The organism is Embleya sp. L77, from assembly GCF_055557415.1.
Map to the genome: position 1 here is coordinate 2,514,177 of NZ_CM145710.1, position 12,288 is coordinate 2,526,464.

Consider the following 12,288-nt stretch of genomic DNA (forward strand, 5'->3'; position numbering starts at 1 on the left):
AACGGTGGACAAGCCCGCAAGGAAAGGGAGCGACGATGAACGACGCCCAGGTCACGTACGGAAGCTATCTGCGCCTGGACACGCTGCTGTCCTGCCAGGAGCCGAGGACCGAAGCGCACGACGAGATGTTGTTCGTCGTCATCCACCAGGTCTACGAACTGTGGTTCAAGCAGATTCTGCACGAAGTCGCACTGCTCCAGCGGCAACTGGAGGGCGGCAACGGCGCGGGCTCGCTGCACACGGCACGCCGAGTCGCCAAGATCCTGAAGACTGTCGTCGGCCAGTTGGACGTGCTGGAGACCATGACGCCCCGGCAGTTCGCCTCCTTCCGCGACGCGCTCGGCACCTCCAGCGGGTTCCAGTCGGCGCAGTTCCGCGAGTTGGAAGCCGTGCTCGGGCGACGCGAGTTCGGCGGATACGAGACCGGCGAGGACGAGGGGCTCAAGGCCGCCGCCCACCGCCCGTCGGTGTTCGACTCGCTGCTGCGGCACCTCGCGGGGCTGGGATACGCGGTCCCCGAGCGCGTCCTGGCGCGCGACACGAGCATCGCGTGGCGACCCGACCCGGACGTCCAGGAAACCCTCAAGGCCGTCTACATCGACGAGACCGGACACGGGGCACAGGTCTGCGAGGCCCTCGTCGACATCGACGAGGGCCTCCAGGAGTGGCGCTACCGGCACATGAAGATGGTCGAGCGCACCATCGGTGCCAAGATCGGCACCGGCGGCTCGGCCGGCGCCGCCTATCTGCGCTCCACGCTGTTCTCCCCGGTCTTCCCGGACCTGTGGGAGGTCAGGTCCCAGGCCTGAGCCGCACGCGACGACCGGGTGCGAGCCGCCGCGCGCCGCCGACGCCGGGCTACTCCGTGCGCAGTGCGGTCGCGGTGCGCGCCCGAGCCGCCCAACCCGCCGGAACGGCCGCGCCCAGGACCGCGATCACCACGCCCGCCAGTCCCAGCAGGATCAGTTCCGGCGCGCTGTACACGTCGAGGATGCTCGGCGGCAGGTTGGTGCCGGCGGCATGTCCCATCACCGGCAACACGTAGGCGTGCAGCGCGAATCCGGCGGGCACGCCGATCAGCCCGCCGAGCAGACCGATGCCGGCCACCGAGGCGAGGACCAGGCTCACGGTCTGCCTCGGCGTCATGCCCACGGCCTTGCACACGCCGATGTCGTGGACCCGCTCGCGGGTGTCCAGGACCACCGAATTGAGCACCCCGAGCGCCGCCACGGCGACCAGCATCAGGGTGAGCAGGGCGGCCATCGCATCCAGGACCAGGATCAGGCCCTCGGCCTCGGACGGGGAGTTGACCAGCACCCCGCCGCCCAACGGACGCAACACCGCGGCCAGTTGTTCGGCGTACTCGGCGGGCCGCAGGCCCGACTTCGGCTCGACCAGGTACACGTCGGGACGGGCGGCGGCGAAGCCGGCGAGGTCCGCGTGGATGCGCTTGCCGTCGTCCGAGGTGTCGAACGCCTCGCCGACGATCCGAAGCGTCTGCGTGTCGCCCCGATACGTCACCCGCACCGTGTCGCCGATCCGGCTGCCGGTGCGGTCCAGGAAACGGGTGGGCACCACCGCCTCACCGGGACCGCCGAGCCAGCGCCCGGAGATCATCTCGTAGCGGCCGGACCGCGCATCGCCCTGATACAGGGTCGCCCGGACCGAACCGGCGATGCCGGCCACGGTGACCTCCGTCTGGGCCAGGCCGTAGTACGAGGCGGTGCCCGGCTGCGCCTCGATCGCGGCGCGGACCCGGGCCGGATCGAGGGCGGGCCCGGCGGCGCCGCCCTCCCCGGGACGCGGCCGCCCGCCCGGTTCACCGGGCTCACCGTGTGCGGCATTGCCGATGACGGTGATCGCGGCGCGATTCTCCGGATCCTGCGCCTTCGCGACCGCGTTCAGAGACGACGTCAGCCCCACCGCGAAGGTCGCCGCGACCGTGCCGAAGGCCACCGCGAGCAACATCGCGATCATCCGCACCGGATGCGCGAACGGACTCGCCAGCCCGTACGTCACCGCCCGCGGCAACGGCAGCCTGCCCGCCGCGCGGTGCGCCCACCGGCCCCGCCCGGTACGCGGCGCCCGGCCGATCGCGATGGCCTCGACCGTACGCAGCCGACCGGCCCGCAGCGCCGGCACCAGCGCCGCGACCGCGACGATGAGCAACGCGGCGGCGGGCACCACGACATCCACCCACCAGGCCACCGACAGCGAGGTGTCCCCGTACACCTGCTCGGTGTCCGCCAGCAGCGGCAGCGCCATCACGTTGCCCAGCGCCACCCCCAGTGCGATGCCGACGGCGGCCGGGATCAACGCCTGGGCCACATAGGCGCGGACGACCTCGCGCGGGGTGAACCCGATCGCCTTGAGGATGCCGATCCGGCGCAGTCCGGTACCGACCGCGCCGCTGACCACGCTGCCGACGATGATCACCGACATCGCGATGCCGAGCGCGCCGAACGCCATCAGGAAGGGGATGGTCGGCGCGGCATTGCGGTCGGCGGAGCGCTTGGTGTCCAGGTACGACTGGCTGCCCAGCAGCGCGCCCGCGGGGACCGCCGCGGTGAGGCGAGCCCGGGCGGCGGCGATGTCGCCGCCGGTGCCCGCCGCGGCGAAGCGGTAGAGCATCTGCGTGGTGAGGGGGTGGGCCGCCGACCCCAACGCGGTGACCTGCTCGGGCGTGGCCCAGGCGTCGGCGGTCCGGCTCGCGGACATGGCGATCCCCACGATGGTCAGGGTCGGTGCGTCCGCGGCATCCGATCCGCGCAGCGTGGCGCCGAGTTCGATGTCGGGGCCGGTGAAGGCGGCGGACAGCACGATCTCGCCCGGACGGGTCGCCCATCGGCCGGACCTCAGGTCCAGGTCGTCCACGTCGGCGTCCGGCCCGGACCGCCCGACCACGGTCAGCGCCGGCGGATGCCCGCCGTCGCGGTCCACCGGGCGGATCGTCGCCACCGGGAACGGTCCCGCGGTCGCGGTGACCCCGCTCGACCGCCCGGTCGCGTGCAACTGCGCCGCACTCACCGCGGCCGGGTCGAACTGCACGCTCAGGTGCGCGCCGTGCTGGTGCGCGAAGGCGTGGTCGAAGGGTGCGCTCGCGGCGACCATGAGCGATCCGGCGACCACGGCCGAGGCGACGGCCATCATCGTGGCCAACGCGACCACCAGGGCCTGCACCCGCCGCCGGCCCACCCCGGCGCGCACCACCCGGCCCAGCGCGCCGGTGCCGAAGCCGCTCATCGCAGGGCCTCCGCGTTGGTGTCGAGCGCCAGGTGTCCGTCGACCAGATGGATCGTGCGGCTCGCACACGCCCGGGCCAGCGCCAGGTCGTGGGTGACCAGCACGATGGTCTGGCCGTCCCGGTGCAGATCCATCAGCAACTCCCGTACGTCGTGCCCCGATGCGGTGTCCAACGCACCGGTCGGCTCGTCGGCGAGCAGCAGCGCGGGCCGATTCACCAGGGCCCGGGCCACCGCGACCCGCTGGCGTTCGCCGCCGGACAACCGGCCCGGGTAGGCGCCGGCGTGCCGGCCGATGCCCAGTACCTCCATCAGCTCGTCGGCGCGGGCCGCCGCCTTGCTTCGGGAGGTGCCGGTCAACTGCGCGGGAAGGCGGATGTTGTCCTCGACCGTGAGGTCGTCCAGCAGATTGAAGAACTGGAAGACCATGCCGATGTGTTCGCGGCGGAAGTGGGCCAACGCGTGCTCGCTCAGTCCGTCGATGCGCCGCCCGGCCACGGTCACCGTGCCCGCGGTCGGCCGGTCCAGGCCGGCGACCAGGTTGAGCAGCGTGGACTTGCCGCTGCCGGAGGGGCCGGTGATCGCGAGCGCCTCGCCCTGCGCGACGCCGAGGTCGAGCGGCCCGAGCGCGGGTGCGCCGGCGCTGTCGTAGCGCTTGGCCACGCCCGCCAGTTCGATCACGTGGGTCATGGGATTCGTCCGTCCTTACCGTCGAGAGGCGCCGTGTCCTTGCCGGCCCAGCGAACGTAGGGGCGGCAGCCGGGCCGACGCGTCGGCCGGCCAACCGACATTCGGCCCTTCCCGCGGAGGACCCGGGCGCGGGGTCGTCCCTGCGAAGTACTCCGCAGAGAGCGGAGCTTGGTCGTGCAGACGGATGCGGCCCGGCGCGGGCCGGTCGCACAATGAACCGGTGGATACGCAAGAGGAGCCGGCGGCCGGGCGCGGATGGCGGGTGCGACTGGCGATCGCGCTGCGCCAGGAGCCGGGGCAGGGCCCGCTCCCGCGCCGGGCGGTGCGCGTCGACGCGGTGTTGGCGGTCGGGCTGACCGTGCTCGCCCTGATCGTGGCGGCTCGGTATCCCGACAGCGGGCCGATCCAGCACGCGCGGCAGGTCGATGCCTTCGAACCTCCGCCGTCGCCTCCGCCGTCGCCTCCGCTGCCGCGGGAGATCTGGATGTCGGAGGAACGCTCGCCGGCGCCCTGGCCGTTCGTGCTGCTCTCCGCGCTGCCGCTGGTGGTGCGACGTCGATACCCACTCACCGCGTTCGTCGCGGTGTTGTGTGGGGCGGTGGCCATCGGTGAGGACGACGCGTCCTGGATCAACGTGCTGACCTGCGTGATCGGCGCCTACAGCGCCGTCGTGTACAGCCGCTACCGGATGCGCGCGATATGCGTGTTGGTGGGCGCCGCCGTGCTGGCGGGCGTCGCGTTCCGGGACTCGGCCCCGATCCTGCCGGGTTGGTCGAGTCCGGGCTTCGTGCTGCTGGTCGCGGGGGCGATGGCCGGGCTGGTGCTGTTCTGGCAACGGGAGTTGGCGGCCGGCCGGGATCGGTACACCCGGCTTCAACAGGCCCAGCACGAGGCCATGCGCCGGGCCGTCGAGGAGGAGCGGTCCCGGATCGCCGCCGAATTGCACGACGTCGTGACGCACAATGTCAGCGTGATGGTGATCCAGGCGGGCGCGGCGCGCAAGGTGATGGACGCGGCGCCGGAACGCTCGAAGGAGGCGCTGCTCGCGGTCGAGGCCGGCGGGCGGGCGGCGATGGCCGAACTGCGCCATGTGATGGGGCTGCTCGCCGCCGACGACCACGAGCGCCCCGACGACCTCGAACCCCAGCCCGGACTCGACCGGTTGGACGAGCTGATCGAGCGGGTACGCGCGGCCGGGACGCCGGTGCGCCTCGCGATGTCGTTGCCGCCGGACCCGCTGCTGCCCGGGGTGGACCTGGCCGCGTATCGCGTGGTGCAGGAGGCGCTGACCAACACGATCAAGCATGCGCCCGGCTCGGCCGCGAGTGTCGTCCTCGGCTACGCCGACGACTGCCTGGAGATCGAGGTCACCGATACCGGTGGCGCGGTCGGTGGTCCGACGATGGACGGCAACGGTCGCGGGTTGATCGGCCTGCGCGAGCGGTTGGCCGTCTACGGTGGCGAGTTGACCGCCGGCCCGACGCTCACGGGCGGGTATCGGATCCGGGCCCGGGTCCCGTGGCGGACCGCGTGAACCGGCCCGCGCTGCGCGTGGTGATCGCCGACGACCAGGCGCTGGTGCGGACCGGATTCGGGATGATCCTGGCCTCGGACGGAATCGAGGTGGCGGCCGAGGCGGCGAACGGCACCGAGGCGATCGCCGCGGTCCGGCGCACCCGGCCCGACGTGGTGCTCATGGACATCCGCATGCCGCAGATGGACGGCATCGAGGCCACCCGGCGCATCCTGGCCGACGGCGGCTCGGCCGGCACCCGGGTGATCATCCTGACCACGTACGACCTGGACCACTACGTCTACGCCGCGCTCACCGCCGGAGCCAGCGGCTTCCTGCTCAAGGACGTCACGCCTGAGCAACTGGTCGCCGCCGTATGCCTGGTGCAGGCCGGCGACGCCCTGCTCGCGCCGACCATCACCCGCCGGCTGATCGAGCGCTTCGCGCACCGCGACGAGCCGCGCGCGACACCACCGCGCGACCTGTCCGAGTTGACCCCGCGCGAACTGGAGGTGCTGCGGCTGCTCGCGACCGGCCTGAGCAACGCCGAACTCGCGGAACGCCTGTCGCTGAGCCCGACCACGGTCAAGACGCACATCGGCCGCATCCTGTCGAAGCTGAACCTGCGCGACCGGGTGCAGGCGGTGGTCCTGGCCTACGAGACCGGGCTGATCGCGCCGGGTGGCGGCGCCTAGCCTCGTCGGGGCGGTCGGGGCGGTCGGGGCGGTCGGGCGGGCGATTCGGGGGTGGGCCGGGCCGCCGGGATGAACGACCGATCCCGGCTGCGCCGGCCCGTGCGCCCCCTATGCTGCCGATCATGGGTAGCGTTTCGCGAATACCCGCGTGGGTGCCGCGCGGTCGGACCTCGGACATGGCGTTCGCGGCCGCCGTGGGCGTGCTCGTGGTGGCGTTCACACTCGTGGACATGGTGCCGATGGACAACACCGACCTGCTGGGCCTGGTGCCCGTCGTCGGTGCGTGCGCCGCGTTGTTCGTACGCCGGGACCACCCGATCGCGGTGCTGCTGCTGACGCTGCTGGCGAACATGGTGTACTACCCGTTCGTGGTGACCGACGGCCCGATATTCGTGACCTTCGCCGTGGCGCTGTACGGCGTGGCGGCCCAGGGGCACCTGGTGATCGGCACGATCGTGGGTGTCGGGTTCGCCACCACGATCGGCATCTCGGAATACGAGAGCGGCGAGAACCACCTCGCGGACGCCGCGCTGTTCCTGCTGTACGGCTGGATCGTCGCGGTGATCGCACTCGGCGGCATGCTGCACAACCGCAACGCCTTCCTGGCCGAGGCGCAGCGCCGCGCCGCCGAGGCCGAGTACACCCTGGAGGAGGAGGCCCGACGCCGGGCCGTGGAGGAACGCCTGCGGATCGCGCGGGAGTTGCACGACGTGCTCGGCCATCATCTGTCGCTGATCAACGTGCAGTCCGGCGCCGCCCTGCACGGCTTCGCGCGCGCTCCGGAGCGGGCCGAACAGGCACTCGACGCGATCAAGCGGACCAGCCGCGACGCGCTGCGCGAACTGCGCGAGACCCTCGGCGTGTTGCGCCAGGTGGACGAGGAGGCGCCGACGGCACCCGCGCCGAGCCTGGCCGCCCTGGACGAGCTGGTTGCCCACCTGGGTCGGGCCGGCGTCGCGGTGCGCCTGGAACTCCCCAACGGAATGCGACCGTTGCCGCCGGCGGTGGACCTGGCCGCGTATCGGATCGTGCAGGAGGCGCTGACCAATGTGACCCGACACTCGGGAGCGGCATCGGCCGTGGTGCGGATCGAATTCGAGGAGGAACGAGTGCGGGTGCGGATCGACGACGAGGGACGCGGCGGCGGGACGGGATCCGGTACCGGTTCGGGGGAAACCGCCGGGGGCGGCCGTGGTTCCGGCAGTGGGGTCGCGGGGATGGGCGAGCGGGCCCGGGCGCTGGGCGGGGAGTTCGCCGCCGGGACGCGGCCCGGCGGCGGGTACCGGGTCAGCGCCGCGCTGCCGCTGCGTCGGGACGGTGTGGCGTGATCCGGGTCCTGCTCGCCGACGATCAGGCGCTGGTCCGGGCCGGCCTGCGCTGGATCCTGGACAACGAGGACGACCTCACCGTGGTCGGCGAGGCCGGCGACGGCGCGGACGCGGTCCGGCTCGCCGGCGAACTGCGCCCGGACGTGGTGCTGATGGACATCCGGATGCCGCGCGTGGACGGCCTGGAGGCGGCCCGACGGATCATCGCCGACGCGCGGCTGGCGGAAGTCCGGGTAGTCATCCTGACCACGTTCGACCTGGACGAGTACGTGTACGGTGCGCTGCGTGCGGGCGCCAGCGGCTTCCTGGTCAAGGACACCGAACCGGTCGAACTGATCCACGGCGTACGGGTGGTTGCGCGCGGCGATGCGCTGATCTCGCCCACGATCACCCGTCGGCTGATCGCCGAGTTCGCGGGCCGGGTCCCGCCGCCGGAACCCGACCCGCGGGTGGGGGCGTTGACCGATCGCGAACGCGAGGTGATGGCGCTGGTCGCGGCCGGATTGTCCAACGACGAGATCGCGGCGCGGCTCGGGCTGAGCCCGGCGACGGCCAAGACGCACGTGAGTCGGATCATGACCAAGACCGAGGTCCGCGACCGGGCCCAACTGGTCGTGCTGGCCTACGAGTCGGGAATGGTGACGCCCGGCTGGCTGGGCTGACCCCGACTCGGGTGCCGGCCCGGCGCTCGACTCGGGCCCGGCCTCGACCCGGGTCGGTCGGGGCCCGGTCGGAGGTCGATCACGGGTGATTCGGCGGGGTTTCGGCGGCGTTCGGGAGGCGACCCACAACCGGGGGTGTACACCGGTCGCAACCGTGGGGGTATGCGCCGACCCGGCGGGCTCACCGGGGGCGTCCGTCCGTACCGTGCCTGGGCAGGACGTTCGACGGCGATCCCGCCGAGAGGCTTGTGGACAGCGCAACACCATGTCCCCAAGCCCTCCGGCGGGAGCACACCATGTCCGAATCCCCGGTTTCCTATCCCTCGCCCGGCGTCGACGCCGATCCACCGCCTTCGCGCCGCGCCCGCCGCCCGAGCGTGTTCGAGCGCATCGCGACCTGGGCCCACCGGCGTCGCAAGGCGGCCCTGCTGGTGTGGGTCGCGGTGCTGATCGCGGTGAGCGGCGTCGCGATGGCGGTGGGCAGCGACTACCACAACGACTTCTCGCTCCCGGGCACCGAGTCGCAGCACGCCGCCGACACGTTGAAGCGGCACGGCGCCACGCAGGCCGGCGACAGCGTGCAGATCGTCCTGCACGACAGGGCGCCGGTGTCCGCGCCGGCGACCCGCGATCGGGTCGAGCGCATGCTCGACGCGGTCCGCGGCCTGCCGCACGTCGCGGAGGTACGCAGCCCGTACGCCGACGCGGGCGCGGTCTCCCGGGACGGACTGACCGCGTACGCGACGGTGACCCTGGACGGGGTGGGCACGGACGTACCCAAGGACGCGGTCCGCAAGATCATCGACACCGCACAGGACGCCGAGACGCGGGACGCGACGTTGCGGGTGGAACTGGGCGGCGACCAGATCCGGGGCGCCCAGGAGGGCGGCGGCGGTGCGGCCGAGGGCGTGGGCATGCTCGGCGCACTGATCGTGCTCGTGTTCCTGTTCGGTTCGCTGGTGGCCGCGGCCGTACCGCTGTTGACCGCGATCTTCGCCGTCGGCAGCACCCTCGGCGTGGTCGTGCTCGCCTCGCACCTGGCCGCCATCGCCGACTTCACACCGCCGGTGATGCTGCTGGTGGGCCTGGGCGTCGGGGTGGACTACGCGCTGCTCATCTTCTCCCGCTACCGGGCCGAACTGCTGCGCGGCGCGGATGCCGAGCAGGCGACCCGGCGCGCCCTGGACACCGCAGGTCGGACCGTGTTCTTCGCGGCCTGCACGGTGATCATCGCGCTGCTCGGCCTGGTCACGCTGGGCCTGGGCTCGCTGCGGGGCGTGGCGCTCGCGGTGGCCCTGACCGTACTGATGACCATGCTCGCGTCGTTGACCCTGCTGCCCGCACTGCTCGGCCTGTTCGGCAAGCGCATCAAGCGCAACGTCGAGCGGCGCGCGGCGAAGGCCAAGGTGGCCGAGGGCACCAGGTGGCGTGCCTGGGCGGCAGGGGTGCAGCGGCGCCCGTGGATCGCGCTGATCGTCCCGGTCGTCGCACTGGTCGGGCTGTGCGCACCGGCGGTCGACATGCGGCTCGGTTTCGCCGACGCGGGCAACGACGCGGCGGCCAAGACCAGTCGGCAGGCGTACGACCTGCTGGCGGACGGGTTCGGGCCCGGCTTCAACGGGCCGCTGTTCGTGGTCGTCGAGGGCGACGGCGGCGCCGCGGAGCGTACCCGGGCGACCCTCGAAGGCACGCCCGGCATCGTCGCGGTCAGCCCGATCCTGCCGTCCGGCGACCCGAGCGTGTCCACGGTGATCGCCTACCCGAAGTCCGCACCCCAGGACGAGGCGACCGCCGAACTGGTCGAGCACCTGCGCCGGGACGTGATGCCGGCGGTGGAGCGGGGCACCGGCGCGACCGTCCTGGTCGGCGGCGGCACGGCCGCGGTCGAGGACTTCGCGGCCAAGGTGGCCGATCGACTGCCGCTGTTCGTGGCGATCGTGGTGGGCCTGTCGTTCGTGCTGCTCCTGCTGGTCTTCCGGTCGATTCTGGTGCCGCTCAAGGCGGCACTGCTCAACCTGCTCAGCATCGGCGCCGCGATGGGTGTGATCACGCTGGTCTTCCAACACGGCATGTTCGGCGTGCAGGAGGGACCGATCGAGGCGTTCATCCCGGTGATGATCTTCGCGATCGTCTTCGGACTCTCGATGGACTACGAGGTCTTCCTGGTCGCCCGCATCCACGAGGAGTGGCAGCGCACGCAGGACGCCGCGCACGCGGTCCGCGAAGGGCTGGCGACCACGGGCCGGGTGATCACCGCCGCGGCGGCCATCATGATCGTGGTCTTCGGCGCCTTCGTCCTGAGCGAGGACCGCATGCTGCAACAGTTCGGCCTGGGCCTGGCGGTGGCGATCCTGCTCGACGCCCTGGTGATCCGCTGCCTGATCGTGCCCGCGGTGATGCGTCTGCTCGGCCGCAAGGCCTGGTGGCTCCCCAAGCCGCTGGAGCGCGCCCTGCCGACGATCGCCCTGGAACACCGCTGACTCCCACCGCGTCAACCCCGACGGCAACCCCGTCACCCCCCCCGGCGGTGCCGGCGAAGGAGCCCCCTCCTCCGCCGGCACCGCCGCCGCATGCGCGCATTCGGCATCGCCGGCTTCGTCTGCCGCGCGCGGTCCGCTGTTCAGGCGCTGCGGAGGGGACGTCGTGGGAGCGCTGTTCGCCCTGACGGGACTGGTGGTACCCCTCGCCGTGCGCTGGGCCGAGCGCCGAGAACTCGGCGGGGCTGCGCGCGTCGCGTCCAGGCGGCGTGGAAGGAGTCGGCCGCGAGATTGCGCCCGTGTTCGGGTGCCGAGGTGGTCAATCGGGCGCGGTGCGGGTGAGATGGTCGAGTACCAGCCGTCCGCGGGGGGAGATGCGGTAGCCGACGGCCAGGCTTTCGGTGAGGCCGCGCTCCTTGAGCTTGCGGACGTCCGCCTTGAAGCGGGCCGTTTCCCGGCCGAGGCCGGCCGCCAGGTCGGGCGCGCGTACGGCCGGGTGGGCGGCGATCAGTTCCAGCATCGCGATGGTCCACGGGCCGCGCCCGCTGCGCGCGTCCAGGCGGCGCAATCCCGCGACGATCCCGTCGAGGTCCGCCGCCGACAGGTCGGTGTCCTCGCGTAGGTCCACACGCGGGTCCGGGCCGGCGAGGCGCAGGCCGATCCGGTACAACTGCCGGTCGTCTCCCGGGCGTTGGTCGGCCGGCAGCTCCATCCGGCCGGGGTAGCCCGCGCGCCGGGCGTCCCGGTCGGAGACGCGGTCCTCCGGCACCACCTCGACCGGGCCGACCTCCAGCACGCCGACCTCGGTACGCAGGCGGTGCCGGGCCGTACGGCCGGTCTGCGCCACCGTCGAAAGGCCAGGTCGACCTCGCCGGACGCGATTTTGGTCAGTACCTCGTGTCTGAACAACAACGTCAACTCCGGGTTCCGGAGATCGTAGGTTCGACCGCCCGCCGGTTCCGATGTGGTTCCTGTGCCGCGGGTACGGCACACCGCGTGTGGATCGGCCGGCGGTTCGTGCGGAGAATCACGACTCATTGGCAATGGGTACATGGGATGCCTGCCGGCAAATGCCAAGCTTCGGGATCTTCCCGGCGGCCGATCTTTCGCCGGTCGACGGCGAAGACATAACCGTCCCGGTCTACCACAGGAACTCGTCCCCGGCATTGAGCGCAACGCCGGAGTCGGCCTCGAGTACGGGTGAGATCCCGAGTCGTTATCCCGTCGTCCATTTTCGAGGGGGCCGGACTTCGGGGTATGGGTGTACGATCTCCCCGCTCCCAGGAAGGGGATTCTCAACAATGGCTCAGCGCGTAGTCACGCTCTACACCGATGATGTCACCGGCGAGACCGGTGAAGACATCGCGACCCACACTTTTGCGTTGGATGGCGTCACCTACGAGATCGACCTCGGTGAGGACACCTATCAGCAGTTGCTGGACAAGCTGGCGCCCTACTTCGGTGCCGCTCGCAAGACCGGTACCGCCGCCCGCCGTGGCCGCAAGGGAGCCCGTACCACCGGTCAGGGCCCGGACCCCGTGAAGGTCCGTGAATGGGCAAGGTCGCAGGGCATCGAGGTCAATGCGCGCGGTCGGGTTCCCGCGGATCTCATCGAGAGGTACCAGGCCGCGCACTGACGGCCGGCAATCGTTAGCGGGCCCCACGGTGTTCGCGTCGGCCG

Annotated in this window: 10 protein-coding genes; 7 read left to right on the forward strand and 3 right to left on the reverse strand. The window is 72.1% G+C overall.

Annotation, left to right across the window (positions count from 1 at the left end; all coding sequences use genetic code 11):
• The first annotated feature begins 35 nt into the window (after window positions 1–35).
• Window positions 36–809 (forward strand): tryptophan 2,3-dioxygenase, encoded by a 774-nt coding sequence (locus tag ACZOOI_RS40725; protein WP_465281856.1) that lies wholly within the window; start codon window positions 36–38, stop codon window positions 807–809.
• 49 nt (window positions 810–858) lie between these two features.
• Here the strand turns inward: ACZOOI_RS40725 and ACZOOI_RS40730 are convergent, their stop codons facing one another.
• Both ACZOOI_RS40730 and ACZOOI_RS40735 read right to left on the reverse strand, forming a co-directional pair.
• The gene (locus tag ACZOOI_RS40730; RefSeq protein WP_465281857.1) at window positions 859–3,243 is read right to left on the reverse strand and encodes an FtsX-like permease family protein; all 2,385 of its coding nucleotides are present in this window, start codon (window positions 3,241–3,243) and stop codon (window positions 859–861) included.
• Window positions 3,240–3,932 (reverse strand): ABC transporter ATP-binding protein, encoded by a 693-nt coding sequence (locus tag ACZOOI_RS40735; RefSeq protein ID WP_465281858.1) that lies wholly within the window; start codon window positions 3,930–3,932, stop codon window positions 3,240–3,242. The genes ACZOOI_RS40730 and ACZOOI_RS40735 overlap by 4 nt, the downstream gene beginning before the upstream one ends.
• Window positions 3,933–4,116: 184 nt before the next feature.
• Here ACZOOI_RS40735 and ACZOOI_RS40740 point away from each other — a divergent pair, with 184 nt between their 5' ends.
• The 5 genes from ACZOOI_RS40740 to ACZOOI_RS40760 all read left to right on the forward strand — a co-directional run bounded on the left by ACZOOI_RS40740 (window position 4,117) and on the right by ACZOOI_RS40760 (window position 10,610).
• Window positions 4,117–5,466 carry a sensor histidine kinase gene (locus tag ACZOOI_RS40740; protein ID WP_465281859.1) on the forward strand — a complete coding sequence of 450 codons (1,350 nt, stop codon included), beginning with the start codon at window positions 4,117–4,119 and terminating at the stop codon, window positions 5,464–5,466.
• Window positions 5,451–6,140, forward strand: coding sequence for a response regulator (locus ACZOOI_RS40745; RefSeq protein ID WP_391584483.1), 690 nt, complete (start codon window positions 5,451–5,453; stop codon window positions 6,138–6,140). Before ACZOOI_RS40740 ends, ACZOOI_RS40745 begins: the two co-directional genes overlap by 16 nt.
• A 122-nt stretch (window positions 6,141–6,262) precedes the next feature.
• Window positions 6,263–7,468 carry a sensor histidine kinase gene (locus ACZOOI_RS40750; RefSeq protein WP_465281860.1) on the forward strand — a complete coding sequence of 402 codons (1,206 nt, stop codon included), beginning with the start codon at window positions 6,263–6,265 and terminating at the stop codon, window positions 7,466–7,468.
• Window positions 7,465–8,130 carry a response regulator gene (locus tag ACZOOI_RS40755; RefSeq protein WP_465281861.1) on the forward strand — a complete coding sequence of 222 codons (666 nt, stop codon included), beginning with the start codon at window positions 7,465–7,467 and terminating at the stop codon, window positions 8,128–8,130. Before ACZOOI_RS40750 ends, ACZOOI_RS40755 begins: the two co-directional genes overlap by 4 nt.
• A gap of 296 nt (window positions 8,131–8,426) precedes the next feature.
• On the forward strand, window positions 8,427–10,610 hold the full coding sequence (locus ACZOOI_RS40760; RefSeq protein WP_465281862.1) for an MMPL family transporter: 2,184 nt from the start codon (window positions 8,427–8,429) through the stop codon (window positions 10,608–10,610).
• Window positions 10,611–10,926: 316 nt separating this feature from the next.
• Here ACZOOI_RS40760 and ACZOOI_RS40765 read toward each other — a convergent pair whose 3' ends face one another.
• Window positions 10,927–11,454 carry a hypothetical protein gene (locus ACZOOI_RS40765; RefSeq protein ID WP_465281863.1) on the reverse strand — a complete coding sequence of 176 codons (528 nt, stop codon included), beginning with the start codon at window positions 11,452–11,454 and terminating at the stop codon, window positions 10,927–10,929.
• A gap of 454 nt (window positions 11,455–11,908) precedes the next feature.
• Here ACZOOI_RS40765 and ACZOOI_RS40770 point away from each other — a divergent pair, with 454 nt between their 5' ends.
• Window positions 11,909–12,244 carry a histone-like nucleoid-structuring protein Lsr2 gene (locus tag ACZOOI_RS40770; protein ID WP_020548332.1) on the forward strand — a complete coding sequence of 112 codons (336 nt, stop codon included), beginning with the start codon at window positions 11,909–11,911 and terminating at the stop codon, window positions 12,242–12,244.
• Window positions 12,245–12,288: the final 44 nt, after the last annotated feature.

Excerpts from the sequence above, each read along its gene's own strand:
- ACZOOI_RS40760 (WP_465281862.1), top strand. The coding sequence starts at position 8,427 with ATGTCCGAATCCCCGGTTTCCTATCCCTCGCCCGGCGTCGACGCCGAT.
- ACZOOI_RS40730 (WP_465281857.1), bottom strand. The coding sequence starts at position 3,243 with ATGAGCGGCTTCGGCACCGGCGCGCTGGGCCGGGTGGTGCGCGCCGGG.
- ACZOOI_RS40770 (WP_020548332.1), top strand. The coding sequence starts at position 11,909 with ATGGCTCAGCGCGTAGTCACGCTCTACACCGATGATGTCACCGGCGAG.
- ACZOOI_RS40725 (WP_465281856.1), top strand. The coding sequence starts at position 36 with ATGAACGACGCCCAGGTCACGTACGGAAGCTATCTGCGCCTGGACACG.
- ACZOOI_RS40735 (WP_465281858.1), bottom strand. The coding sequence starts at position 3,932 with ATGACCCACGTGATCGAACTGGCGGGCGTGGCCAAGCGCTACGACAGC.
- ACZOOI_RS40750 (WP_465281860.1), top strand. The coding sequence starts at position 6,263 with ATGGGTAGCGTTTCGCGAATACCCGCGTGGGTGCCGCGCGGTCGGACC.
- ACZOOI_RS40740 (WP_465281859.1), top strand. The coding sequence starts at position 4,117 with ATGCGGCCCGGCGCGGGCCGGTCGCACAATGAACCGGTGGATACGCAA.